The 24,787-nt window shown below is 60.9% G+C and carries 19 protein-coding genes; 15 read left to right on the forward strand and 4 right to left on the reverse strand.

Annotated elements, in window-relative coordinates; all coding sequences use genetic code 11:
* Positions 1-209: 209 nt before the first annotated feature.
* A complete protein-coding gene (locus LVE68_RS15495; protein WP_232941341.1) occupies positions 210-734 on the reverse strand; it encodes a hemerythrin domain-containing protein in 525 nt (174 codons plus the stop codon).
* Positions 735-1,125: 391 nt separating this feature from the next.
* Positions 1,126-2,415 (reverse strand): citrate synthase, encoded by a 1,290-nt coding sequence (gene gltA, locus LVE68_RS15500; protein ID WP_232941342.1) that lies wholly within the window; start codon positions 2,413-2,415, stop codon positions 1,126-1,128.
* Between the two features lie 470 nt (positions 2,416-2,885).
* On the opposite strand from gltA, the gene sdhC reads away from it, so the two are divergent.
* From sdhC to LVE68_RS15550, 10 genes are all read left to right on the forward strand, one after another.
* Positions 2,886-3,260 carry a succinate dehydrogenase, cytochrome b556 subunit gene (gene sdhC, locus LVE68_RS15505; RefSeq protein WP_232941343.1) on the forward strand — a complete coding sequence of 125 codons (375 nt, stop codon included), beginning with the start codon at positions 2,886-2,888 and terminating at the stop codon, positions 3,258-3,260.
* Positions 3,254-3,622 (forward strand): succinate dehydrogenase, hydrophobic membrane anchor protein, encoded by a 369-nt coding sequence (gene sdhD / locus LVE68_RS15510; protein WP_232941344.1) that lies wholly within the window; start codon positions 3,254-3,256, stop codon positions 3,620-3,622. Before sdhC ends, sdhD begins: the two co-directional genes overlap by 7 nt.
* 3 nt (positions 3,623-3,625) lie before the next feature.
* Positions 3,626-5,398: a succinate dehydrogenase flavoprotein subunit gene (gene sdhA / locus LVE68_RS15515; protein ID WP_232941345.1), complete on the forward strand. Its 1,773-nt coding sequence runs from the start codon at positions 3,626-3,628 to the stop codon at positions 5,396-5,398.
* A gap of 19 nt (positions 5,399-5,417) precedes the next feature.
* Positions 5,418-6,122, forward strand: coding sequence for a succinate dehydrogenase iron-sulfur subunit (locus LVE68_RS15520; protein WP_232941346.1), 705 nt, complete (start codon positions 5,418-5,420; stop codon positions 6,120-6,122).
* A 206-nt stretch (positions 6,123-6,328) separates the two neighbouring features.
* Entirely contained in the window at positions 6,329-9,157 is a 2,829-nt protein-coding gene (locus LVE68_RS15525; RefSeq protein ID WP_232941347.1) for a 2-oxoglutarate dehydrogenase E1 component, read from the forward strand.
* 76 nt (positions 9,158-9,233) lie between these two features.
* A complete protein-coding gene (gene odhB / locus LVE68_RS15530; RefSeq protein WP_232941348.1) occupies positions 9,234-10,442 on the forward strand; it encodes a 2-oxoglutarate dehydrogenase complex dihydrolipoyllysine-residue succinyltransferase in 1,209 nt (402 codons plus the stop codon).
* A 67-nt stretch (positions 10,443-10,509) separates the two neighbouring features.
* Entirely contained in the window at positions 10,510-11,952 is a 1,443-nt protein-coding gene (gene lpdA, locus LVE68_RS15535) for a dihydrolipoyl dehydrogenase (RefSeq protein ID WP_232941349.1), read from the forward strand.
* Positions 11,953-12,176: 224 nt separating this feature from the next.
* Entirely contained in the window at positions 12,177-13,343 is a 1,167-nt protein-coding gene (gene sucC / locus LVE68_RS15540) for an ADP-forming succinate--CoA ligase subunit beta (RefSeq protein ID WP_232941350.1), read from the forward strand.
* Between the two features lie 2 nt (positions 13,344-13,345).
* On the forward strand, positions 13,346-14,218 hold the full coding sequence (sucD, locus tag LVE68_RS15545; protein ID WP_232941351.1) for a succinate--CoA ligase subunit alpha: 873 nt from the start codon (positions 13,346-13,348) through the stop codon (positions 14,216-14,218).
* 119 nt (positions 14,219-14,337) lie between these two features.
* A complete protein-coding gene (locus LVE68_RS15550) occupies positions 14,338-14,781 on the forward strand; it encodes a hypothetical protein (protein ID WP_232941352.1) in 444 nt (147 codons plus the stop codon).
* Between the two features lie 30 nt (positions 14,782-14,811).
* Here LVE68_RS15550 and gloA2 read toward each other — a convergent pair whose 3' ends face one another.
* Positions 14,812-15,195, reverse strand: coding sequence for an SMU1112c/YaeR family gloxylase I-like metalloprotein (gloA2, locus tag LVE68_RS15555; RefSeq protein ID WP_232941353.1), 384 nt, complete (start codon positions 15,193-15,195; stop codon positions 14,812-14,814).
* 211 nt (positions 15,196-15,406) lie between these two features.
* Between gloA2 and LVE68_RS15560 the strand changes: the two genes are divergently transcribed.
* On the forward strand, positions 15,407-16,093 hold the full coding sequence (locus LVE68_RS15560) for a TVP38/TMEM64 family protein (RefSeq protein WP_232941354.1): 687 nt from the start codon (positions 15,407-15,409) through the stop codon (positions 16,091-16,093).
* Between the two features lie 27 nt (positions 16,094-16,120).
* Positions 16,121-17,593, forward strand: a complete 1,473-nt coding sequence (locus tag LVE68_RS15565; RefSeq protein WP_232941355.1) for a dihydrolipoyl dehydrogenase family protein — start codon at positions 16,121-16,123, stop codon at positions 17,591-17,593.
* Between the two features lie 66 nt (positions 17,594-17,659).
* On the opposite strand, the gene mltF is transcribed toward LVE68_RS15565, so the two are convergent.
* Positions 17,660-19,138, reverse strand: a complete 1,479-nt coding sequence (mltF, locus tag LVE68_RS15570) for a membrane-bound lytic murein transglycosylase MltF (RefSeq protein ID WP_232941356.1) — start codon at positions 19,136-19,138, stop codon at positions 17,660-17,662.
* 454 nt (positions 19,139-19,592) lie between these two features.
* Between mltF and purL the strand changes: the two genes are divergently transcribed.
* The 3 genes from purL (at position 19,593) to LVE68_RS15585 (ending at position 24,695) form a co-directional block, all read left to right on the forward strand.
* Positions 19,593-23,456 (forward strand): phosphoribosylformylglycinamidine synthase, encoded by a 3,864-nt coding sequence (gene purL, locus LVE68_RS15575; RefSeq protein WP_232941357.1) that lies wholly within the window; start codon positions 19,593-19,595, stop codon positions 23,454-23,456.
* Between the two features lie 432 nt (positions 23,457-23,888).
* Positions 23,889-24,212, forward strand: coding sequence for a TfoX/Sxy family protein (locus LVE68_RS15580; RefSeq protein WP_232941358.1), 324 nt, complete (start codon positions 23,889-23,891; stop codon positions 24,210-24,212).
* Between the two features lie 27 nt (positions 24,213-24,239).
* On the forward strand, positions 24,240-24,695 hold the full coding sequence (locus tag LVE68_RS15585) for a hypothetical protein (protein WP_232941359.1): 456 nt from the start codon (positions 24,240-24,242) through the stop codon (positions 24,693-24,695).
* Positions 24,696-24,787: the final 92 nt, after the last annotated feature.

Below are 24,787 nucleotides of genomic sequence, written 5' to 3' on the forward strand. Positions count from 1 at the left end.
AAAACACTGTGAAATAATTTACCCGGGGCTTGTGATGGGGGTATCAACGCAGCCCGTCCGGAGGGGCAGGACGGGCCGGATTGAATGGGAGTCTGAAAGGCAGCTGGGATGTGACACAGCCCGCGCGGCGTGCTGCGGAATTTGCCCGGGCCACTACAGCCCGCGGCGCCGTGCAGGTGCGCCGGGGTGCTGTAGTGTTCCCAGCGAATTCAGGAGGGTTGGTACAGCGTGTAGAGTTCTTTTTCCTCCAGTGTGACCCGTCGGGTCAGGGCCTCGCCGATTTTTTCATAATCGCGTTTGAAGTCCCGCACCATCTCCTGGGTGAAAGCCTCGTGCGAGTAGCGTTTACAGAACTGCACTACTGCGTTGGCGATGTCATTCATGTCCGTGCGGAAATCCTTGACGATCTGGCGCGTGTGGAGGTCCTCTGACAGCGATTGCTCGAGGTATACGTAAAAGCTCACATTTTCCTTGATCAGGTGGGCCTGGAACCTGGACTTGAATGTGGTCAGGTGTTGCGCCAGCTTGCGGAAGTCCTGCCGTTCATACCCCTCTGACCAGATTCGCTGGAAGATGCTGATCAATTCATGATGGTCACCCTTCAGTCTATTGATCAGTGCGGGGTCATAGTTGATTGTCCGTCCCTGCCTGGTCCCGCCAGTGCTGTTCTTTGAATAGCGGTCATCCCGAGTAGCTGACTCGTTGCGGGATTTGCCGGAAAAGATGCGAAACATGAGTCTGGGCCTTTTTTGGTCTTTTTGGAGTGTTGTTGAACCGGAGTGCCACTGATGGCTGTGGACAGCGGATTTTGCCGTGACGGCGTATAGATGAAACAGTTTTTTAGAACAGAGTTCCACTTTTCTGCCTCACATGAGAACCAAGTCACAGAATTTTGGTGCTGTGCCTGATTATGGTGCACTTTTCTGAGTGCCTTCACTCTTAACAGTTGAGAAAGGAGCTTCAGCGGGCCAGTTCGCGACTGGTGGGATCGGGGGGCTGGAAGGTAAGTTGATCAGGGTCGGAGGAGATGGTTGGTACAGTGCTGGCAGCGAGCCTGGCGCCAGCTCTTGCCGCCATAAAAAAACCCGGCCAGGGGCCGGGTTTTTCAATCGTTGCCTGTCGCTATCAGCGCTGGTCCAGCGGCACGTAGTCGCGCTCGGTGTAGCCGGTATACAGCTGGCGCGGACGACCGATCTTGTAGGGATTGGAGATCATCTCGTTCCAGTGTGCGATCCAGCCGGCGGTGCGGCCGGTGGCAAAGATCACGGTAAACATGTCGGTGGGGATACCGATAGCCTTCATGATGATGCCGGAGTAAAAGTCCACGTTCGGGTAGAGCTTCTTCTCGACGAAGTACTCGTCTTCCAGGGCGATCTTCTCCAGCTTCTTGGCGATCCGCAGCAGCGGGTCGTTTTCGGCACCCATTGCACTCAGGACCTCGTCGCAGATTCCCTGCATCACACGGGAACGCGGGTCGAAGTTCTTATAGACGCGGTGGCCAAAGCCCATCAGGCGGAAGGGGTCATTCTTGTCCTTGGCCTTTTTCACGTACTCGTCGATGCGGCTCTCGTCACCAATCTCCTGCAGCATGTTCAGTACCGCCTCGTTGGCGCCACCGTGTGCCGGGCCCCACAGGGCGGCAATGCCGGAGGAGATGCAGGCGAACGGGTTGGCACCGGAAGAGCCGGCCAGGCGCACCGTGGAGGTGGAGGCGTTCTGCTCGTGATCGGCGTGCAGCAGGAAGATCACGTCCATGGCCTTGGCCACAATCGGGTCCACCTTGCTCGGCTCGCACGGGTTGCCGAACATCATATGCAGGAAGTTCTCGGCATAGCCGAGGCTGTTATCCGGGTACATGAAGGGTTGGCCCTTGGAGTGCTTGTAGCACATGGCGGCCAGGGTCGGCATCTTGGCGATCAGGCGATGGGCCGAGATGCGACGGTGTTCGGGGTCATTGATGTCCAGAGAGTCGTGGTAGAAGGAGGCGAGGGCACCGACCACTCCACACATCATGGCCATCGGGTGGGCATCGTAACGGAAGCCCTTGAAGAAGCTGACGATCGACTCGTGCACCATGGTGTGGTTCATGATGGTGTCGACGTACTTCTTCTTCTCTTCTGCTGAGGGGAGCTCGCCGTTCATCAGCAGGTAGCAGGTCTCCAGGTAGTCGGACTGGTCTGCCAGCTGCTCGATGGGATATCCGCGATGCAGCAGCTGACCCTTGGCACCATCAATGTAGGTGATCTTGGACTCGCAGGCGGCGGTCGAGACAAAGCCCGGGTCATAGGTGAACAAGCCCTTGCCGGTCAGGCTGCTGACGTCAACAACATCGGGGCCGAGGGTGCCGGAAAGGACCGGCATATCGATACTGCCGTCGATACCGTCGACCGTGAGATGCGCTTTTTTATCGGACATTGCGGACTCCTAAAACTGTTCTTATGCCGCCTTATTCCCTGTTGCACAGAGGCCTAGCGGTCATTTCGGCGGGGCCAAACTTAAGTGGCGGCCCCCCATTTGTCAAACCAAAACGTGTGGACGGCTGGTCGCTTAACGGCAGGATATTCGGTCTTTCACTGACTAAAGAGAGAATTCGGCTGCTTTTGCAGCGCTGTTTTCCCAGTATCTTCGGTTAGAATGGCGCCGGCTCCCCGGGCATGCTGGCGGGGGATGCTTCCGGCCGGGCCGGTGGGTGCCGCCGGGGCCGGGGCGCAGTTTCATTGTGTTTTGACCATCAAATGCCTATAATCCGCGCGGCTTGCGCCATGGTAAGGCCGTTCTGGACAAGGCTTCACCAGTTTGGATGTGAAACGTCCAGCAAGCAGTTCGCCCCTCCATTGAAAAGCTAACGGGCGCCCGGTCGTTCAGGGCAACAAGGTGTTTTTCCTGTGAACAAAGACAGACCTGTCAATTTAGATATCTCCACTATCAAGCTTCCCGCTGCCGCACTGGTTTCCATTTTGCATCGTGTCTCCGGCGTGGTTCTCTTCGCTGTGGTTGCGCTGCTCCTCTATATGCTGGATGCCAGCCTGGCCTCTGAGCAGGGCTTTGCCGATACGGCAGCGCTGTTCAGCAGTGTTCCCGCCAAGCTCCTGCTGTGGGCATCCCTGGCGGCACTGATCTACCACTCACTGGCGGGTGCGCGTCACCTGCTGATGGACCTGGGGATCGGCGAGAGCCTTGAAGGTGGCCGTCGCGGCGCCGTAGCGGTGCTGGTACTCAGTGTAATCCTTATTCTGCTCACGGGAGTATGGTTATGGTAACTACGGTTACAAGCTTTGGCCGCAGCGGCGTCTTTGACTGGCTGTACCAGCGCGTCACGGCAGTGGTGCTGCTGGCTTATACCCTCTTTATTGTGGGTTTCATCTTTCTCAGCGACGACTTCGGCTACGAGAGCTGGTCGGCGCTCTTCGACCAGCGCTGGATGCGGATCTTCAGTCTGGTCGCGCTTCTCTCCACCGTCGCGCACGCCTGGATCGGCCTCTGGTCCGTGGTTACCGACTACATTACCAACCGCATGATGGGCCCCAAGGCCACCACTCTGCGGGTGCTGGCACAGGTAGTCCTGGGCGCGCTGGCCGTGATCTACGCGGTGTGGGGCATTGAAATTTTGTGGGGTGTGTAATTTATGGCGAACATGCGAACCATTTCCTTTGACGGGATCGTAATCGGCGGTGGCGGCGCGGGTATGCGCGCGGCCCTGCAAATGGCCCAGTCCGGATTCAAGACCGCGGTCATCACCAAGGTGTTCCCGACCCGTTCGCACACTGTATCCGCCCAGGGGGGGATTACCTGCGCGATTGCCAGTGCTGACCCGCAGGACGACTGGCGCTGGCACATGTACGACACCGTGAAGGGGTCTGACTACATCGGCGACCAGGATGCCATCGAGTACATGTGCTCCACCGGTCCCGAGGCCGTGTTTGAGCTCGAGCACATGGGCCTGCCGTTCTCCCGTACCGAGAACGGCCGCATCTACCAGCGTCCCTTCGGCGGCCAGTCCAAGGACTTCGGTCGCGGCGGCCAGGCTGCCCGTACCTGTGCGGCGGCTGACCGTACCGGTCACGCGCTGCTGCACACCCTTTACCAGAACAACGTCAAGAACAACACCGTGTTCCTGAATGAGTGGTTCGCGGTGGACCTGGTGAAGAACCAGGACGGCGTGGTTGTAGGTGTGATCGCCCTGTCCATCGAGGATGGCGAGGTGGTCTTCATCAAGTCCAAGGCTACTGTATTTGCCACCGGTGGCGCCGGCCGCATTTACGCCTCCACCACCAACGCCCACATCAACACCGGCGACGGTGTCGGCATGGCCCTGCGCGCCGGTTTCCCGGTTCAGGACATGGAAATGTGGCAGTTCCACCCCACCGGTATCGCCGGTGCCGGCGTACTGGTGACCGAGGGTTGCCGCGGTGAAGGCGGCTATCTCATTAATAAGGATGGCGAGCGCTTTATGGAGCGTTACGCTCCCAACGCCAAGGACCTCGCTTCCCGTGACGTGGTGGCCCGCTCCATGGTGCTGGAGATCCTGGAGGGTCGTGGTGCCGGTCCCAACAGCGATCACGTATTCCTGAAGCTCGACCACCTGGGCGAGGAAGTGCTGAACAGCCGCCTGCCGGGTATCTGCGAGCTGGCCAAGACCTTTGCCCACGTGGATCCGGTCAAGGCACCGATCCCGGTGGTACCCACCTGTCACTACATGATGGGCGGTATCCCCACCAATGTGCACGGCCAGGCCCTGACCCAGGATGCCGCCGGCAACGACCAGGTGATTGACGGTTTCTTTGCCTGCGGCGAAGTCGCCTGTGTATCCGTGCACGGCGCCAACCGCCTGGGCGGTAACTCCCTGCTCGACCTGGTGGTCTTCGGTCGCGCTTCCGGCCTGTTTATCGAGAAGGCCCTGCGTGAGGGTATCGAGGCACGCGAAGCGTCCGATTCCGATATCGAGGCAGCTATGTCGCGCCTGAATCGCCTGGAAAATACCAACGATGGCGAAAAGGCAGCCGACCTGCGCAATGAGTTGCAGGGCGTCATGCAGAACCACTTCGGTGTATTCCGCCGTGGCGACTACATGGCGGAGGGTGTGGAAAAGCTCAAGGACCTGCGTGAGCGCATCGAGAATGTGCGCCTCGAGGACAAGAGCCACGCCTTCAACACTGCCCGTGTCGAAGCGCTGGAACTGCAAAACCTGCTGGAAGTGGCCGAGGCCACCGCAATCCCGGCAGAAGTGCGCACCGAGAGCCGCGGCGCCCACGCCCGCGAGGACTACCAGGAGCGCGACGACGAAAACTGGCTGTGCCACTCCATGTTCTTCCCGGCGGAAAAACGTGTCGGCAAGCGCGCGGTCAACTTTGCGCCGAACACCATGGAAGCTTTCGAGCCGAAGGCTCGGACTTACTGATTCGGGAGCGGAATAGAGTATGTTGAAAGTAAGCATTTACCGTTACAACCCGGAGACCGACAAAGCTCCCTACATGCAGGACTACGAGTTCGACACCCAGGGCAAGGACCTGATGGTGCTGGACGTACTGGAACTGCTGAAGGCGGAGGACCCGACCCTGGCATTCCGTCGCTCCTGCCGCGAAGGCGTGTGCGGTTCCGACGGCATGAATATCTCCGGTCGCAATGGCCTCGCCTGTACCACCCCGCTGTCAGAGGCGGCGCCCAAGGGCAAGCTGGTACTGCGCCCGCTGCCGGGCCTGCCGGTGATCCGCGACCTGGTGGTGGACATGGAGCAGTTCTACGAGCAGTACAAGAAGATCGAGCCGTACCTGCAGAACGACACCCCGGCACCGGCGATCGAGCGCCTGCAGAGCCCGGAAGACCGCGAAAAGCTCGACGGCCTTTACGAATGCATCCTGTGCGCCTGCTGCTCCTCGGCCTGTCCGTCCTTCTGGTGGAACCCGGACAAGTTCATCGGCCCGGCGGGCCTGCTGCAGGCCTACCGCTTCCTGGCGGACAGCCGCGATACCGCCACCGACGAGCGCCTGGCCGGCCTGGATGACCCGTTCAGTGTATTCCGCTGCCACGGTATCCAGAACTGCGTCAATGTCTGTCCCAAGGGGCTGAACCCGACGCGGGCGATCGGGCATATCCGCAATATGCTGCTGGCCCGCGCTGTGTAAGCGCGGGTGGCCGGCCCGACCGGTTGCCCCCGTACGGGGCTGGCGCCAGAGCAGGCGCCCATCCACTACAAGAAAATCGGCCAGCGAGCCGGTACCAAGATGAAAAGGGGAGGTGACTTTTTGGCGCCTCCCCTTTTGTGAGTGAAAGGAACGCGCAGTGCAAAGGCCCATGCTGAGGCCCCGCTGCAATCGAGGTAGGCATCAACATGCACGAAAGCACCATGGAGCAGCTGTGGCGCACTTCCCATATATCGGGGGGGAACGCCGCTTATGTGGAGGAACTGTACGAGACCTATCTGCACGACCCCAGTGCCGTGCCGGAGGAGTGGCGCAGTTACTTCGACAGCCTGCCCCGGGTCCAGAGCGGTGGCGACGTGTCCCACGCAGCGGTACGCGCCCACTTTGAGCTCCTGGCCAAAAACCGTACCCGCCCGCTGGCCGCACCCGGTGCCGGCGCCGTCAATATCGAACACGAGCGCAAGCAGGTTAAAGTCCTGCAATTGATCAGTTCCTATCGCCACCGCGGCCACAAGAAGGCCACCCTGGACCCGCTGGGACTGATGGCGCGCGAGCAGGTGCCCGACCTGCAGCTGAACTACCACGGCCTGACCGAAGGGGATTTCGATACCACCTTCCAGACTGGCGGCCTGTTCTTCGGCAGCGGCGAGGCGACCCTGCGTGAAATTGTCGAGGGCCTCGAGCGCACCTACTGTGGCAACCTTGGCGCCGAGATCATGCATCTCTCCAACCTGGATGAGCAGCAGTGGTTCCAGCAGCGCCTCGAGCGTAGCCAGAGCAAGCCCAATTTCGGTGCTGAAATCCAGACTGAGATACTGCAGCGCCTGTCCGCCGCTGAGGGCCTGGAGCGCCACCTGGATTCCAAGTACCCGGGCACCAAGCGCTTCGGTGTCGAGGGGGGCGAGAGCCTGATCCCGATGCTGGACGCCCTGATCCGCCGCTCCGGTACCTACGGTGTGAAGGAAGTGGTGATGGGCATGGCCCACCGCGGCCGCCTGAACACCCTGGTCAACATCCTGGGTAAGAACCCGGCCGACCTGTTCGAGGAGTTCGAGGGCAAGAAGACCCTGGACACCTCCGGTGATGTTAAGTACCACCAGGGCTTCTCTTCCAACGTGATGACCCCGGGTGGAGAGGTTCACCTGGCGCTGGCATTTAACCCGTCGCACCTGGAAATCTGTGCACCGGTTGTGGTCGGCTCCGTGCGCGCCCGCCAGGACCGCCGCAGCGACGGTACCGGTGAGAAGGTGATGCCGATCAATATCCATGGTGACGCCGCCTTTGCCGGCCAGGGTGTGGTGCAGGAAACCCTGCAGATGTCCCAGACCCGCGGTTATTACACCGGCGGCAGCATCCATATCGTGCTGAACAACCAGGTGGGCTTCACCACCAGCAAGCGCGAGGATGCCCGCTCCACTGAATACTGTACCGACGTGGCCAAGATGATCGACGCCCCGGTACTGCATGTGAACGGCGACGATCCCGAGGCGGTGGTGCTGGCGGCACTGCTGGCCGTCGATTACCGCTACGAGTTCAAGAAAGATATCGTCATCGACCTGGTGTGCTACCGCCGCCGCGGCCACAACGAGACTGACGACCCGTCCGGCACCCAGCCGCTGATGTACCAGACTATCCGCAAGCACAAGACCACCCGCACCCTGTATGCGGAGAAGCTGGTCAATGAGGGTGTGCTGGACAAATCTGCCGCCGACAAGCTTGCCAGTGATTACCGCGACAAGCTGGACAAGGGTGAGGACGTGGCCACCGGCCTGGTGAAGCAGCCGGATGAAACCATGTTCGTGGACTGGAGCCCTTACCTGAACCACGACTGGACCACCCCGGGTGACACGTCTTTCGAGCTGCCCAAGCTGAAGGACGTGGCCCGTCGCATGACGGATATCCCCGACGGTGTTGTGCTGCAGCGCCAGGTATCCAAGATCTACGAAGACCGCCGCAAGATGGCTGGCGGCGCATCCCCGCTTAACTGGGGCATGGCCGAGACCCTGGCCTACGGCACCCTCCTGGAGCAGGGCTATATGGTCCGGCTGACCGGCGAGGATGTGCGTCGCGGTACCTTCTCCCATCGCCACGCGGTGGTGCACAGCCAGAAAGATGGCTCCTGCTATGTGCCGTTGCAGAATATGTACGACGGCCAGCCGGAGTTCTACATCTATGACTCGCTGCTGTCCGAGGAGGGCGTGCTGGCGTTTGAATACGGCTATGCCACTACCACGCCCAAGTCGCTGATTGTCTGGGAAGCCCAGTTCGGTGACTTTGCCAATGGTGCGCAGGTGGTGATCGACCAGTTCATCACTTCCGGTGAGCACAAGTGGGGCCGGATGTGTGGCCTGGTGATGCTGCTGCCCCACGGCTATGAGGGCCAGGGACCGGAGCACTCCTCCGCGCGCCTCGAGCGCTTTATGCAGCTGTGCGCCGAGCACAATATCCAGGTGTGTAACGCCACCACCCCGGCACAGATCTTCCACCTGCTGCGTCGCCAGGCAATCCGCCCCATGCGCCGCCCGCTGGTGATCATGAGCCCGAAGTGGATCCTGCGCCACAAGCTTGCGACCTCCACCCTGGATGAGCTGGCCAACGGCAAGTTCCACAATGTCATCCAGGATGACAATGTCGACCCGGCCAAGGTCAAGCGCCTGGTCCTGTGCTCCGGCAAGGTCTACTACCATCTGCTGGAAGCGCGCATGGAGCGCGAGCAGGAGGACGTGGCGCTGGTGCGCATCGAGCAGCTGTATCCGTTCCCGGACGAGGAGTTTGTCGACGCGGTGTCCGCGTACAAAAACCTCGAGAGCGTGGCCTGGTGCCAGGAAGAGCCGATGAACCAGGGCGCCTGGTATCACAGCCAGCATCACCTGCGCCGGCTGCTGGCGGAAGAGCATCCCAAGCTGGAACTGGAATACGTGGGCCGTGCGGCTTCCGCCGCGCCGGCTGCGGGCTATATGTCCACGCACCTGGAAGAACAGAACCAGTTCATCAATGAGGCGCTGACCGTCAAGTAAAGGGCGGCAGTAATTAGCAAATAATGGGCGTTCCCCGAAAGGGGCGCCCAAGAGTCAATCTCAGGAAACAGGACCAATGACGATCGAGATTAAAGCGCCAACGTTCCCGGAATCCGTTCAGGATGGCACCGTTGCCACCTGGCATAAAAAGCCCGGCGAGGCTGTATCCCGCGATGAACTGATCGTGGACATCGAAACCGACAAGGTGGTGCTGGAAGTGGTTGCACCCGCGGACGGCGCCCTCAGCGAAATCATCAAGGACGAGGGCGATACCGTCGAGTCCAACGAGGTGATCGCCAAGTTCGAGGAAGGTGCTGGCGGCAGCGCCGGCGGTGAGGCCAAGGAAGAGAAAGCCGAGGAAAAAGCTGAGGAGAAGGAAGAAGAGCCTTCCTCCAAGGGCGGCGACCAGCTGGTAAACCCTGCCGCGCGCAAGCTGGCTGACGAAAAGGGCGTCGACCTGGGCTCCGTCAAGGGCACCGGCAAGGGCGGGCGCATTACCAAGGAAGACGTGCAGAAAGCAGAGAAGGCCCCGGCCGCGGCACCGGCGGCAGCCGCTGCCGAGGCTCCGGTTGCCGAGGGCGAGCGCGTCGAGAAGCGCGTTCCCATGACCCGCATGCGCAAGCGTATCGCCGAGCGCCTGCTGGATGCCTCCCAGTCCACGGCCATGCTCACCACCTTCAACGAGGTGAACATGAAGCCGATCATGGACCTGCGCAAGAACTACAAGGACCTGTTCGAGAAGACCCACAACGGCACCCGCCTGGGCTTTATGGGCTTCTTCGTCAAGGCCGCAGTCGAGGCCCTGAAGCGCTACTCCGCGGTAAACGCCTCCATCGATGGTGACGACATCGTCTACCACGGTTACCAGGATATCGGCGTGGCCGTGTCCTCGCCCAAGGGCCTGGTGGTGCCGATCCTGCGCAATGCCGAGAACATGGGCCTGGCGGATATGGAAAACAATATCCGCGACCTGGGCCTGCGTGCCCGCGACGGCAAGCTGTCCATCGAGGAAATGACCGGCGGTACCTTTACCATCACCAACGGTGGCGTATTCGGATCCCTGCTGTCCACGCCGATCCTGAACCCGCCGCAGACCGCGATCCTGGGCATGCACAAGATCCAGGAGCGCCCGATGGCAGTCGATGGCAAGGTGGAAATCCTGCCGATGATGTACCTGGCGCTGTCCTACGACCACCGCCTGATCGATGGCAAGGAAGCAGTGGGCTTCCTGGTGGCAATCAAGGAAATGATTGAGGATCCGGCGCGCATCCTGCTGGAAGTATAAGAACCGCCTTTGACTGTAGGGGCCTGCAAGCAGGCTCCAACTCATTCACGAATATTTGGAACTGATCATGTCGGACAAATTTGACGTAATCGTAATTGGCTCCGGTCCGGGGGGATACGTAGCTGCAATCCGCGCCGCACAACTGGGCCTGAAAACCGCCTGTGTGGAAAAGTGGACCAACAAGGACGGTAAGGTCGTCAATGGCGGCACCTGCCTGAACGTTGGCTGTATTCCCTCCAAGGCCCTGCTGGACAGCTCCTGGAAGTATCACGAGGCAAAAGACTCCCTCGACGTTCACGGTATCGAGACCAGCAAGGTCAAGATTGACGTGCCGAAAATGCTCGGCCGCAAGGACGATATCGTCAAGAAGCTGACCGGCGGCGTCGCAGGCCTGTTTACTGCCAACAAGGTGACCTCTATTGAAGGTACCGGCAAGCTGCTGGCCAACAAGAAAGTGGAAGTGACCGACAACGATGGCAAGGCCACCACTTACGAAGCCGACAATATCATCCTGGCTTCCGGTTCCGTGCCCATCAATATTCCGCCGGCCCCGGTCGACAACAAGATTATCGTTGACTCCACCGGTGCGCTGGAGTTTGACAAGGTGCCGAAGCGCCTGGGCGTGATTGGCGCCGGTGTTATCGGCCTGGAGCTCGGTTCCGTATGGAGCCGCCTGGGTTCCGATGTGGTGGTTCTGGAAGCGCTGGACAAGTTCCTGTCGGTGATGGACCAGCAGATCGCCAAGGAATCCCAGAAGATCTTCAAGAAGCAGGGCCTGGACATCCGTCTTTCCTGCCGTGTGACCGGCTCCGAGGTTAAGGGCGACGAGGTTGTCGTTACCTACGAGGACAAGGACGGCAATGAACAGCAGGAAACCTTCGACAAGCTGATCGTGTGCGTGGGCCGTCGCCCCTACACCGAGGGCCTGCTGTCCGAAGATGCCGATGTGAAGCTGGACGAGCGCGGCTTCATCTACGTTAATGACCTGTGCATGACTTCTGCACCGGGTGTGTGGGCGGTAGGTGACGTGGTTCGCGGCCCGATGCTGGCACACAAGGCCTCTGAAGAGGGCGTGGTTGTCGCCGAGCGCATCGCCGGCCAGAAGCCGATGATGAACTACGACGTCATCCCCAACGTGATTTACACCCATCCGGAAGTGGCCGCAGTGGGCATGACCGAAGAACAGGTGAAATCCGAGGGCGAGCCCTACAATGTGGGTGTCTTCCCGTTTGCCGCCTCCGGCCGTGCCATGGCTGCCAACGACACCAGCGGCATGGTCAAGATCATCGCCCACGCCGAGACCGACCGTGTCCTCGGCGCGCACATCGTTGGCCCGTCTGCGGCGGACCTGGTGCAGCAGGTGGCAATTGCTATGGAGTTCGGCTCCAGCGCCGAGGACATCGGTATGACCGTATTCGGTCACCCGACCCTGTCCGAGGCGGTGAAGGAAGCGGCACTGGCGGCGAATGGCCACGCCATTCATATCGCCAACCGCAAGAAGCGCAAGTAAGAGCGGCCTCCGGTCGCGAAGGGTGGGGCGGTTTTACCGCCCCACCGTTTTTCTGCCGGGAATATATCTTCCCGGCGGTGCGCGGCAACTCCCGCCGCGCAACATTGCCCCGGCAATGGACCCAGAATTTGAAATTTGCAACGACGGGAATTTCGAATTTTGTTCTTAGGTGCAGAGTGATCTGCAATTGGTAAACACATTTCAAATGTGAATTGGTATTGACTATGAACTTGCATGAGTATCAGGGCAAACAACTGTTTGCGGAATACGGATTGCCGGTTTCCAAAGGTATTGCAGCGGAAACCCCGGCAGAAGCAGTGGCGGCAGCGAAGGAAATTGGCGGCGACAAGTGGGTGGTAAAAGCCCAGGTACACGCCGGTGGCCGCGGCAAGGCCGGCGGTGTAAAGCTGGTGGACTCCACTGCCGAGATCGAGGAGTTTTCCCGCAAGTGGCTGGGTAACAACCTGGTTACCTACCAGACAGACGAGAACGGCCAGCCGGTTTCCCGCATCCTGGTCGAGAGCTGCACAGATATCGACCAGGAACTGTACCTGGGCGCGGTAGTCGATCGCTCCACCCGTCGCATCGTTTTCATGGCCTCCACCGAGGGCGGCGTTGAAATCGAGAAGGTAGCGGAAGAGACTCCGGAAAAAATCCTCAAGGCCACCGTCGACCCGCTGACCGGCGCGCAGCCCTACCAGGCGCGCGAGCTGGCGTTCAAGCTGGGCCTGGAAGGTAACCAGATCAAGCAGTTCACCAAGATTTTCCTGGGCCTCGCCAAGATGTTCGAGGAAAAGGACCTGGCGCTGCTGGAAATCAACCCGCTGGTAATCACTCCCGAGAAGAACCTGCACTGCCTGGACGCCAAGGTTGTGATCGACAGCAACGCGCTGTACCGCCATGCGGACCTGCGCGAAATGCACGATCCGTCCCAGGAAGACGCCCGTGAAGCTCACGCTGCCAAGTGGGACCTGAACTACGTGGCCCTGGACGGCAACATCGGCTGCATGGTGAACGGTGCCGGCCTGGCCATGGGTACCATGGATATCGTTAACCTGCACGGCGGCAGCCCGGCCAACTTCCTCGACGTTGGTGGCGGCGCTACCAAGGAGCGTGTGGTTGAAGCTTTCAAGATCATCCTGTCCGACGAGAACGTCAAGGCCGTCCTGATCAATATCTTCGGCGGTATCGTGCGTTGCGACCTGATCGCCGAAGGCGTGATCGGTGCAGTGGAAGAAGTTGGCGTGAAGGTGCCGGTTGTCGTGCGCCTGGAAGGTAATAACGCCGAGCTGGGCGCCAAGGTTCTGGCGGACAGCGGACTGAACATTATTGCAGCCAAGAGCCTGACTGACGCTGCCGAGCAGGTTGTTAAAGCTGCGGAGGGTAAATAATCATGTCAGTACTGATTAACAAAGACACCAAGGTAATCTGCCAGGGCTTCACCGGCTCCCAGGGCACTTTCCACTCCGAGCAGGCGATCGAGTACGGCACGAAGATGGTCGGCGGCGTGACCCCGGGCAAGGGCGGCCAGGAGCACCTGGGCCTGCCGGTCTTCAACACCGTAAAAGAAGCGGTTGAAGCCACCGGTGCAGAAGCGTCCGTAATCTACGTACCGGCGCCTTTCTGTAAGGACTCCATCCTGGAAGCAGCCAACGGCGGCATCAAGCTGATCGTGTGCATCACCGAAGGCATTCCTACCATGGACATGCTGGATGCCAAGGTTAAGTGCGACGAGCTGGGCGTGCGCCTGATCGGCCCGAACTGCCCGGGTGTGATCACTCCGGGTGAGTGCAAGATCGGCATCATGCCGGGCCATATCCACAAGCCGGGCAAAGTGGGCATCGTGTCCCGTTCCGGTACCCTGACCTACGAAGCGGTCAAGCAGACCACCGACCACGGCTTCGGCCAGTCCACCTGCGTGGGCATCGGTGGCGACCCCATCCCGGGCTCCAACTTTATCGACATCCTGGAGATGTTCGAGAAGGACCCGGCTACCGAGGCTATCGTGATGATCGGTGAGATCGGCGGTACCGCGGAAGAAGAGGCTGCCGCTTACATCAAGGAAAATGTCACCAAGCCGGTGGTTTCCTACATTGCCGGTGTTACTGCTCCTCCCGGCAAGCGCATGGGCCACGCTGGTGCGATCATCTCCGGTGGTAAAGGCACTGCCGACGAGAAGTTCGCCGCCCTGGAAGACGCCGGTGTCAAAACCGTGCGCTCCCTGGCGCAGATCGGTGACGCACTGAAGGAAGTAACCGGCTGGTAACCAGTCGCTGCTTTCGAGCAAAAAAGCCGCCCTCGGGCGGCTTTTTTTATGCCTGTGCAGCATGCTATAAAGTTCTGGATAAAAACTAAGCCGCTGCATAAAGCAGCCAAGAGGACGCCATGAAAACCTTCACTCGTGCCTTACTGCTACTGGGTATCCTGTCATCACAGGCCTTCGCGGGCCCGTTTACTGACGAAATGTCCAAGTGTCTGGTCCATGAAACCAGTGACTCGGATAAGACGCTGTTTATCCAGTGGCTGTATGCGGCCATGTCATCCCATCCGGATGTAAAAAACCTTGCAAACATTTCCCCGGCACAGGCGTCGCAGATGAACAAGGATGCCGCCGGTCTGGTAATGGATCTGCTCGCTGACCGCTGTAAGGACGAGACCGCCCAGGCAATCAAGTACGAGGGAAAGAATGCCTTCGAAACGAGCTTTGCTGTTTTAGGCCAGGTCGCGATGCAGGGCTTGATGGCTAATCCGGATGTACAGGGCTATCTCAGTGGACTGGAGAAGCATTTTGATGGTGAACGCCTTGCCAGTGCCCTCGCTGTCGAGTGACTCGCCGACCTGGAAAATGAAACCGTATTTCTACTGTTCGTAGAGCTCCAGCGGCAGGCCGTCGGGATCACTGAAAAACGTGAAGCGCCTGCCGGTATATTCGTCTGTCCGCACCGGCTCGACCGCGATGCCGCCCCTTTCCAGTTGCGCGATCGCCGGTTCCAGCTCTGACACCCGGAATGCCAGGTGCCTCAGGCCCTGTGCTTCCGGATAGCTTGGGCGCGGGGGCGCGCCCGGGAATGAGAAGAGCTCAACCTGGCTTCCGTCAGGCAGAGCCAGGTCGAGTTTCCAGGAATCACGCTCTGACCGGTAGTTCTCTGCGCGTATTTTGAGGCCCAGGACCTCGGTGTAGAAATGGCGGGACACGCTGTAATCCGAGCAGATAATGGCAGCGTGGTGTATACCTTCCAGCATCTTCCTGTTCCAAGCTTTTGGGATTTTTATTGGTGCCGGGTTCTATCGGCACTTACCCTGAACTGTAAGAATTCCAGAAACCCGGCGACAGATGCAAATCCGGTCCTGTTATGGAAGGATGCCCTGGTGTCGGAAAGGGAAGGGTAATCCCCCTGACTCGATACGACGTACAAGTATTCCTGGCTTTTGATCCCGGTTGGGGAAGCATATTTTGACCAAGAAAATTGTCCTGATTGCATTGCTGCTGCTCCTGGGCATTGGCTTTTTCGCCTTTGACCTGAACCAGTACCTGACGCTGGAAAGCCTGAAACAGGGGCAGGCCCAGTTTGCCCAGTGGCAGCGCCAGTCGCCGCTGCTGGTGGCGCTACTCTTCGCAGCGCTCTACATCCTGGTTACCGCACTTTCCCTGCCCGGGGCGGCTATCATGTCGCTGGCGGCGGGGGCACTGTTTGGCTTGCTGTGGGGCTCTGTCATTACTTCCTTTGCGTCCACGATCGGCGCTACCCTGGCATTCCTGGTCTCCCGTTACCTGCTGCACGACTGGGTGCAGGCACGTTTTGGCGATCGCCTGGAGGCTATCCATCGAGGGATGGCGCGGGAGGGGGCTTTTTACCTGTTTGCCCTGCGCCTGGTGCCGGTGTTTCCTTTCTTCATCATCAATATCGTCATGGGGCTCACGCGGATCCCCACCTGGACTTTCTACTGGGTCAGCCAGCTGGGGATGCTGCCTGCGACGTTCGTATACGTGAATGCCGGTACCCAGCTGGCGCAGGTGGACAGTCCCGGCGATATCCTGTCCCCGGGGCTGGTACTGTCCTTTGTCCTGCTGGGAGTGTTCCCGCTGCTGGCGAAGAAAGTCCTGAACGCAATCGAGCGTTACCGCGCCCGTGAATCCTGAAGCAACCCACTGACAAGTGAGGCAGATGTGGCCAAGCCCAAGAAGTTCGACCGCAACCTGATCGTGATTGGCGCCGGTTCTGCCGGGCTGGTGAGTGCCTACATCGCTGCAGCGATCAAGGCCAGTGTAACCCTGGTGGAGGCCGGTCCCATGGGCGGTGACTGCCTGAATACCGGCTGTGTGCCCAGTAAGGCGCTGATCAAGTGCGCGCGAGTGGCCCATGGTGCCCGGCAGGCAGCGGACTTCGGGGTAAAACTGGCAGAGCCGGAGATCGATTTTCCAGCGGTCATGCGCCATGTACGTTCGTCCATCGAAAGCATCGAGCCCCACGACAGTGTGGAGCGCTACACCGGGCTGGGTGTGGATGTGGTGCAGGGCAGGGCGCAGCTGGTGGACCCCTGGACGGTGAAAATCCGCCTCAATAGTGGTGGTGAGCGAGTACTTACTGCACGTGCGATCGTACTCGCCACTGGTGCCGAACCGCTGGTGCCGCCACTGCCCGGCCTGGACCAGGTGGACTACGTTACCAGCGAGACGCTGTGGCAGCGGTTTGCCAGCCTGGAGCGGGCCCCGGAAAAGCTCGTGGTGCTGGGGGGCGGGGCCATTGGTTGCGAGCTGGCCCAGTCCTTTGCAAGGCTCGGGTCCAGTGTCACCCTGGTGGAGATGGCCCCGCGATTGCTGCCGGCGGAAGACGCGGAGGTCTCCGAGGCGGTAGAGGAATCCCTGTCAACAGAGGGGGTCCGGGTACTGACCGGCTGTGAGGCAACCGGCTTCGCGCCGCTCGAGGGCGGTGGTGGCCGAGTGATGGTCTCAGACCGCAGCGGTGAAACCGGGCTGGAGTTCGACCAGTTGCTGCTGGCGCTGGGGCGCCGGCCAAGGGTCACCGGCCTGGGGCTGGAGGAGCTGGGCCTGGTGAAGGACGGCCATATGCTTACCGATGATTTCCTGCGTACGGAGATCGGCCATATTCTCGCCGCAGGTGACCTGGTGGGCCCCTACCAGTTTACCCATATGGCATCGCACCAGGCCTGGTACGCGGCGGTGAACGGCCTGTTTGGCGACTTGAAGAAATTCCGTGTGGATTACTCCCTGGTACCGCGGGCGGTCTTTGTCGACCCGGAGGTGGCCAGCGTGGGCCTCAGTGAACACCAGGCCAGCGCCGATGGTGTCCCCTACACCGTGACCCGCTACGACCTCAACGACCTGGACCGGGCTATCGTCGACGGTTCCGCCCGGGGCTTTGTCAAAGTCCTCACGGTACCGGGCAAGGACAGGATCCTCGGGGCAACCATCGTGGGTGAAAACGCCGGTGAGCTGATTGCGGAGTTCGTGCTGGCGATGAAGCACGGCCTGGGCCTCAACAAGCTGCTGGGCACTATCCATATCTATCCCACCATGATGGAGGCCAACCGCTTCGTGGCCGGCAACTGGAAACGCGCCCACGCGCCACAGACGATACTGGGCTTGCTGGAGCGATTCCACCGCTGGCGGCGTGGCTAGGAAGAGGGTGAGGCTGGGCGGGCATAGCCCGCCGCCTCGGGTACTGCTTCGGACAGGGGAGGGGATTCAGAAGGCCGGTATGGCACCGCTCTCGAGCGGCCCGTTGTCAGCCAGGGCCTCTTCATTGGCCGCATCATTGGCGGCCTCGGCCAGGCGCTGTTCCTCGATACGGCTGTTCCAGGTCAGCAGTGCCTGGTAGTGGCGGATATTCTGTACGTAGGTCACCGGTTCCCAGCCGCGGGCGTAGCCGTGCCTGGTGCCCTTGTAATACTGGCGCTTGGCCAGCAGCGGCAGGCGCTCGCGGACATCGGTCCACAGGTCCGGGTTGCCGCCCATCTTCTCGGTCAGCACCCGCGCATCCTCCAGGTGGCCGTAGCCCACATTGTAGGCGGCCAGGGCCATCCAGGTGCGGTCCGGTTCGCGGATACGCTCGGGAATCTTGTTGCGAAGCTCGACGATATAGCGGGCGCCACCCTCGATACTCTCGACCGGGTCCATCCGGTCGACGCCCAGCTCCCGCGCGGTGCCGCGGGTCAGCATCATCAGTCCGCGGACGCCGGTGCGGGACCGAGCCTTGGGATTCCAGTGGGATTCCTGGTAGCTGAGGGCGGCCAGCAGGTGCCAGTCCAGCTCGTACTGGTCAGCGACTTTTTCCATGGTCTCGCGCCACTGGGGCAGGCGCTCGCGGGTGCTCTTGGCAAAGGCCTGGGCGCCGCCCACGTTCATCTCGCTGACATGGCCGAAGAACTTCTCCCGCAGCTCCGCCACCGTACCGTTGGTGTTGGCGCGTAGCATGAAATTGCGGGCTGCCCGGTAGAGGCTGTCATCCTCGCCGCGGGGGAATGCCCAGGCCACAGGCTGGAACTGCGTCAGGTTGAAGCCGATATGGGTGTTGGGGTAGAGGCCACGGTGCACGGCATAGGCATTGGAGTCCACCACCGCGTAGGGGTATTTGCCCTCATCGACCATTTCCACCAGTTCCATGGCGTCGACATCGGAGATCTCGTCCCACTGCAGGTCGGGGTAGCGGCCGGATAGCTGGCGCAGTTGCTCGGCGTGGGCGCTGCCGGCGATCACCGCCACCTGCTTGCCCTGCAGGTCGCCCACTGAGCGCGGGCGTTTCTCGCCCAGGCGATAGATCACCTGCTGGCGGATCTCAAAATAGGAGGGGGTAAAGCGCACCTGGTCCCGGCGCATGGGGGTGACAGTCAGGCCTGCCGCCGCCATGTGGGCGCCCTCTGCCGGGGAGTCGAGGCGGGTGAAGATCTCATCCAGGTCGTGAACGTCGCGAATCTCCAGGTCCACGCCCAGGTCTTCGGCGAAGGCCCGCAGCAGGCCATACTCGAACCCGGTATGGGTGCCGGAGGCATCCTCGTAATAAGTAGTGGGACCATTCTGGGACAGGACCACCAGCTTGCCGGCCGCTTTGACCTGCTCGAGCGTGTCCGGGGCCTTGCTCGCCACGATCAGCGAGGCACAGCAGGCCAGCGCCAGGCCCTTGGCCAGGCGGCGGCTGTATCGCAACATGCGGCTTTTCATGATCATAAACAGTCCCCTCTAGTCCCTTAGTTCTTATCGCTTTCATCGGTGCGCTTTCGCGCCAGCGGTTGCCGGTGGAGCTCATCCTGAGCATGGCCGGTCCGGCAAAAGGTCCGCGATTCTAACCCATATGGCGAGAAATTGCTCGCTGGCGGGTTTTTGCTTTGTGATCTGGCTACTTGTACTTACCCAGCAAGTCTAGTAGGGCCAACTGGGTCCCAGCGGCGCGGAGAACCACATCACGTTGAACCCGCCGCCTTTTTCCTGCCCGGCTGCAGCCGGGTGCTTTGGGCGTCCGGGAGCTGGCTCTCGCCGGGCGGATAACCATACTTGGACAGTGTTGGAGTCGCCGCGGTTCGGGTACAATTGCGCCCTTCCCAACCCCGGGCGCTCTCCCGGGGGCGCGGTGCGACACCTGGCGCGCCGATTCTCACATTCAGACAAGAGGCAAACTCCCGCGATGCTAGTTCTGCGTGGTGCTCCCGCACTGTCGAAATTCCGCCACCAAAAGTTACTCAGCCAGCTGCGTTCCCTGCAGCCCGCGATCGAAGATGTCTACGCCGAGTTCGTGCATTTTGCCGATACCGACAAGCTGGACAAAAAGGAAGAGGCGCTGCTGGAGCGCCTGTTGCAGTACGGCCCCACCGAGGAAAAGCACAAGCCCGAAGGCGAGCTGCTGCTGGTGGTGCCGCGCCCCGGCACTATCTCTCCCTGGTCCTCCAAGGCCACCGATATCGCCCATAACGCCGGCCTCGAGCAGATCCACCGGCTGGAACGTGGTGTTGCCTACTACCTTACCGGTATCCAGTTAACCGGCGCTGAACGGGAGGCGCTGGCTGCCCAGTTGCACGACCGTATGGTCGAGAGTGTGCTGTCCGACTTCGACCAGGCCGAGCAGCTGTTCCAGGTCGAGAAGCCGCGCCGGTTGGGCACCGTGGACCTGCTGGACGGCGGTCGCAATGCCCTGGAGGAGGCCAACGTGAGCCTGGGCCTGGCGCTGGCGGACGACGAGATCGATTACCTGCTGAAGAGCTTCGAGGAGCTGGAGCGCAATCCCACCGACGTGGAGCTGATGATGTTCGCCCAGGCGAACTCGGAGCACTGCCGCCACAAGATCTTCAACGCCAGCTGGACCATTGACGGCGAGGACCAGGACCTCTCCCTGTTCGGCATGATCCGCAATACCTACCAGAAGGGGGGTGACAACGTGCTGTCCGCCTACGCGGACAACGCGGCGGTGGTCACCGGCTCTGAAGCCGGCCGCTTCTACCCGGACCCGGAGTCCCGCGAGTACGGCTTCAGCCAGGAGCCGATCCATATGCTGATGAAGGTGGAGACCCACAACCACCCGACTGCCATCGCACCCTTCCCGGGCGCCGGTACCGGTGCCGGTGGCGAGATCCGCGATGAGGGTGCCGTGGGCCGCGGCTCCAAGCCCAAGGTGGGGCTGACCGGCTTTACTGTCTCCAACCTGCAGATCCCCGGTTACCTGCAGCCGTGGGAAGTGGACTATGGCAAGCCCGAGCGCATCGTTACCGCGCTGGACATCATGATTGAGGGGCCCATTGGTGGCGCTGCGTTCAACAATGAGTTCGGCCGCCCGAATATCTGCGGTTACTTCCGTACCTTCGAGGATGATTTCGACGGCGAGCGCCGCGGCTACCACAAGCCCATCATGATCGCCGGCGGCTACGGCAATATCCGCGAAGAGCACATCGACAAGCCGGAATTCGCTCCCGGCGCCAAACTGGTGGTGCTCGGGGGCCCGGCCATGCTGATCGGCCTGGGCGGCGGTGCAGCTTCCAGTATGGCCAGTGGCACCAGTTCCGAGGACCTGGACTTTGCCTCGGTGCAGCGCCAGAACCCGGAAATCGAGCGCCGCTGCCAGGAAGTGATCGACCAGTGCTGGCAGCTGGGCGACAAAAACCCGATTGCATTTATCCACGACGTGGGTGCCGGCGGTCTGTCCAATGCCTTCCCCGAGCTGGTGAAGGACGGCGGCACCGGCGGCAGGTTCGAGCTGCGTAACGTCCCCTGTGATGAACCGGGCATGAGCCCGCTGGAGATCTGGTGTAACGAATCCCAGGAGCGCTACGTGCTGGCGGTGATGCCGGACGACCTGGAGCGTTTTGAGAGTATCTGTGCACGTGAGCGCGCCCCTTACGCGGTGGTGGGCGAAGCCACCGAGGACAAGCACCTGCTGCTCAACGACAAGAAATTCGAGGCCAGGCCCGTCGACCTGCCCATGTCGGTACTGTTCGGCAAGCCGCCGAAGATGCACCGCAAGGCCGACAAGCGCACCGTCAGCACCACCCCGTTCGAGACCGATGGTATTGAGCTGGGCGATGCGGTGGACCGCGTGCTGCGCCTGCCTACCGTGGCCAGCAAGAGCTTCCTGATCACCATCGGCGACCGCACCGTAACCGGGCAGGTGGCCCGCGACCAGATGGTGGGCCCCTGGCAGGTGCCGGTGGCGGATTGCGCCGTTACCACCGTGGCCTATGACAGCTATGCCGGCGAGGCCATGGCCATGGGTGAGCGCACGCCGGTGGCCCTGCTGGATGCACCGGCATCCGGCCGCCTGGCCGTGGGTGAGGCGATCACCAATATCGCCGCCACCCGCATCGAAAAGCTGTCCGATATCAAGCTGTCGGCCAACTGGATGTGCGCCGCCGGCCACCCCGGAGAGGAAGAGAAGCTCTTCCGTACCGTGGAAGCGGTGGGCATGGAACTGTGCCCGGAGCTGGGTATCACCATCCCGGTGGGCAAGGACTCCATGTCCATGCGCACGGCCTGGAACGATGCCGGCCTGGACAAGGCGGTCACCGCACCGCTGTCCCTGGTGATCTCCGCATTCTCGCCGGTAGCGGACGTGCGCAAGACCGTGACCCCGCAGCTCAAGGTCGGGCGCGACAGCGAGTTGGTATTTGTCGACCTGGGAGCGGGCAAGAACCGCCTGGGTGGCTCCTGCCTGGCGCAGGTTTTCAACCAGCTGGGTGACAAGCCCGCGGACCTGGATGACGCGCGGCGCCTGAAAGGTTTCTTTGAAGTGGTCCAGCAGGCGCTGGAAGAAGACATGATCCTCGCCTATCACGACCGTTCTGATGGCGGCCTGTTCGTGACCCTGGCGGAGATGTGCTTCGCGGGCCGCACCGGTGTGGACGTGGATATCTACGAGCTGGGCGAGGACGTGATCGCGGCACTGTTCAGCGAGGAGCTGGGTGCGGTGCTGCAGGTGCCTGCCAACGATGCGGAAATGCTGGTGCAGCGCTTTGGCGCCGTGGGCGTCCCGGCGCACCAGATCGGCTACCTGAACCGCGACGACAAGGTGCGTTTCACCCGCGGTGGCCGTGAGTTTTTCAGCCGCTCCCGCACTGAGCTGCAACAGGCCTGGTCCGAAACCAGCTACCGGATCCAGTCCCTGCGCGACAATGCCGAGTGCGCGGAACAGGAATTTGCCGCGATTGGTAAGGACGATCCCGGCCTGTCCGTGAACCTGACCTATGACATCAACGAGGATATCAGCGCGCCCTATATCAAGAAGGGGGAGCGGCCGCGGGTGGCAATCCTGCGGGAGCAGGGCGTCAACAGCCAGGTGGAGATGGCGCACTCATTCCATCGCGCCGGCTTCAGCGCCGTGGACGTCCACATGAGCGATATCCTCGCCGGTCGGGTCACCCTGGATGACTTCAAGGGCCTGGTGGGCTGTGGCGGTTTCTCTTATGGCGACGTGCTGGGTGCCGGTGAGGGCTGGGCCAAGACCATCCTCTTCAACGACCGCGCCCGCGACCAGTTCGAGGCATTCTTCAATCGCCAGGATACCTTCGGCCTGGGCGTCTGTAACGGCTGCCAGATGTTCTCCGTGATTAAGGAGCTGATCCCGGGCGCCGACCACTGGCCGCGTTTCGTGCGTAATCTCTCCGAGCAGTACGAGGCGCGCTTTGCGCTGGTGGGCATCGAGGACTCCCCGTCGGTACTGTTCAATGGCATGGCCGGCTCCTACATGCCTGTTGCCGTTGCCCACGGTGAGGGACGGGTGGAATTCCCGGACCAGGAGGCGCTGGAAGCCTGCGAAAAATCCGGCACCATCGCCATGCGTTACCTGAACAACCACCGCCAGATCACCGAGACCTACCCGGCCAACCCGAACGGTTCGGCCAACGGTATCACCTCCCTGTGCTCCGAGGATGGCCGCGTCACCATCATGATGCCGCACCCGGAGCGTGTCGCCCGCGCCGTCAGCAACAGCTGGCACCCGGATGACTGGGAAGAGGACTCCGGCTGGATGCGACTGTTCCGCAATGCGCGCGTGTTTGTCGATTAAAACGATCGCCGCATTGGCAACCCGAAAGCCCGCTCAACGAGCGGGCTTTTTTGTGCCCGGCACATGGTTTGTGGATTATTGCGCCGCATGGCCTGGGCCGGAAAGGGTGCAGGTTGTGGGTCGGTTGCCGTCTTCTGGCCAGAAAGTCCCGCGTTGACCGGAAAAATCCATATTTCCTGCTACACTTAGACTGTCACTCCAAAATAATTTTTTACATATGGTGCAATTTCTGCAATCAGTCGCTGAATTCACCAGCCTGCGCTCACCGCCCCGGGAGCCTTGTTGCAGGCAGATATTTCCACTTTTTATCGCTAACCACTGCCTGCTGCAGGTGCCAGCGGGGCATTTACGTGTTGGCGCGGGACCACCGGTGTCCCACCACCTACTAAATCGTTGATTCCGCTTGCGGCAAGAAACTCCGAGGAGGTTGCTATGGCTTACAACGAAGAGCTTGCAGAAAAGGTGCGTGAGCTTTTACAGGAAAACGACGGGCTTACCGAAAAGCAGATGTTTGGTGGCCTGGCATTCATGCTGAACGGCAATATGGCCTGCGGTGTGGTCGGCGAGGAGCTGATGGTGCGTGTGGGCCCCGATAATTACCAGGAGGCCCTGGGCGAGCGCTATACCCGTCCGATGGATTACACCGGTCGGCCGCTGAAAGGCATGGTATACGTGGAGGAAGACGCGATCCTTGCGGACCTGGATGACTGGGTTACCCGCGGTGCCGAGTTCGCCGGCTCCCTGCCTCCGAAATAAATTAGCCGGCTGGGTGAGTAGCGAAATTTGGCCTCGTTACTATTTTCGCTGGCACTGATGGCGGGCAATGCATTTATCATTATTGATGCGGAAGTGCTCGACCAGAGCGGCCGGCAACCTACCTGGATAGGCCTTTGCACAATGGGCCTCTGCACTCATGTCCCAACTGGCCATACCTTGGTGCCAGTGGAGCCGGGAAGCTACTCGGTGGAGCATTTCGATTTCCAGCAATCACCAAAACTTTCGACGGGGACGCTGGTCGCGTCTGGCAAATTTATCCAGGTCAGCCCTGAGGAAGGTAAAATTCTGTTTGTTGGCAGGGTTGAGATTTCCTCAACGTCATCACGCACAACGGCGAGCCTGTCTCCATCCAGTGATCCGCTCGTTCGGGCGTGTCGCGCGAATCCCGCACTGTTTTCAAAGTACCCGGTTCGTTTCCTGTCTGGCCCGCTCGCGGGCAGGGATGTCCGTATTACCTGCTGAATTGGTCGGGGCACATTGCGGAAAGAGGCGGCCCCATGCCATTTCGAGGGCAGCCCGGGGAGCCCTGGCAAGCAAGGCTCCGACCGGGCCTG

Origin of the sequence: Microbulbifer sp. YPW16 (assembly GCF_021290385.1) — a bacterium.
GTDB lineage: Bacteria > Pseudomonadota > Gammaproteobacteria > Pseudomonadales > Cellvibrionaceae > Microbulbifer > Microbulbifer zhoushanensis.

What these genes read in the sequence shown, in the direction of transcription:
- sucC (WP_232941350.1), top strand. Translation starts at nt 12,177, where the DNA reads ATGAACTTGCATGAGTATCAGGGCAAACAACTGTTTGCGGAATACGGA.
- sucD (WP_232941351.1), top strand. Translation starts at nt 13,346, where the DNA reads ATGTCAGTACTGATTAACAAAGACACCAAGGTAATCTGCCAGGGCTTC.
- lpdA (WP_232941349.1), top strand. Translation starts at nt 10,510, where the DNA reads ATGTCGGACAAATTTGACGTAATCGTAATTGGCTCCGGTCCGGGGGGA.
- sdhD (WP_232941344.1), top strand. Translation starts at nt 3,254, where the DNA reads ATGGTAACTACGGTTACAAGCTTTGGCCGCAGCGGCGTCTTTGACTGG.
- sdhA (WP_232941345.1), top strand. Translation starts at nt 3,626, where the DNA reads ATGGCGAACATGCGAACCATTTCCTTTGACGGGATCGTAATCGGCGGT.
- gltA (WP_232941342.1), bottom strand. Translation starts at nt 2,415, where the DNA reads ATGTCCGATAAAAAAGCGCATCTCACGGTCGACGGTATCGACGGCAGT.
- LVE68_RS15495 (WP_232941341.1), bottom strand. Translation starts at nt 734, where the DNA reads ATGTTTCGCATCTTTTCCGGCAAATCCCGCAACGAGTCAGCTACTCGG.
- odhB (WP_232941348.1), top strand. Translation starts at nt 9,234, where the DNA reads ATGACGATCGAGATTAAAGCGCCAACGTTCCCGGAATCCGTTCAGGAT.
- LVE68_RS15525 (WP_232941347.1), top strand. Translation starts at nt 6,329, where the DNA reads ATGCACGAAAGCACCATGGAGCAGCTGTGGCGCACTTCCCATATATCG.
- mltF (WP_232941356.1), bottom strand. Translation starts at nt 19,138, where the DNA reads ATGATCATGAAAAGCCGCATGTTGCGATACAGCCGCCGCCTGGCCAAG.
- purL (WP_232941357.1), top strand. Translation starts at nt 19,593, where the DNA reads ATGCTAGTTCTGCGTGGTGCTCCCGCACTGTCGAAATTCCGCCACCAA.
- LVE68_RS15580 (WP_232941358.1), top strand. Translation starts at nt 23,889, where the DNA reads ATGGCTTACAACGAAGAGCTTGCAGAAAAGGTGCGTGAGCTTTTACAG.
- LVE68_RS15550 (WP_232941352.1), top strand. Translation starts at nt 14,338, where the DNA reads ATGAAAACCTTCACTCGTGCCTTACTGCTACTGGGTATCCTGTCATCA.
- gloA2 (WP_232941353.1), bottom strand. Translation starts at nt 15,195, where the DNA reads ATGCTGGAAGGTATACACCACGCTGCCATTATCTGCTCGGATTACAGC.
- LVE68_RS15520 (WP_232941346.1), top strand. Translation starts at nt 5,418, where the DNA reads ATGTTGAAAGTAAGCATTTACCGTTACAACCCGGAGACCGACAAAGCT.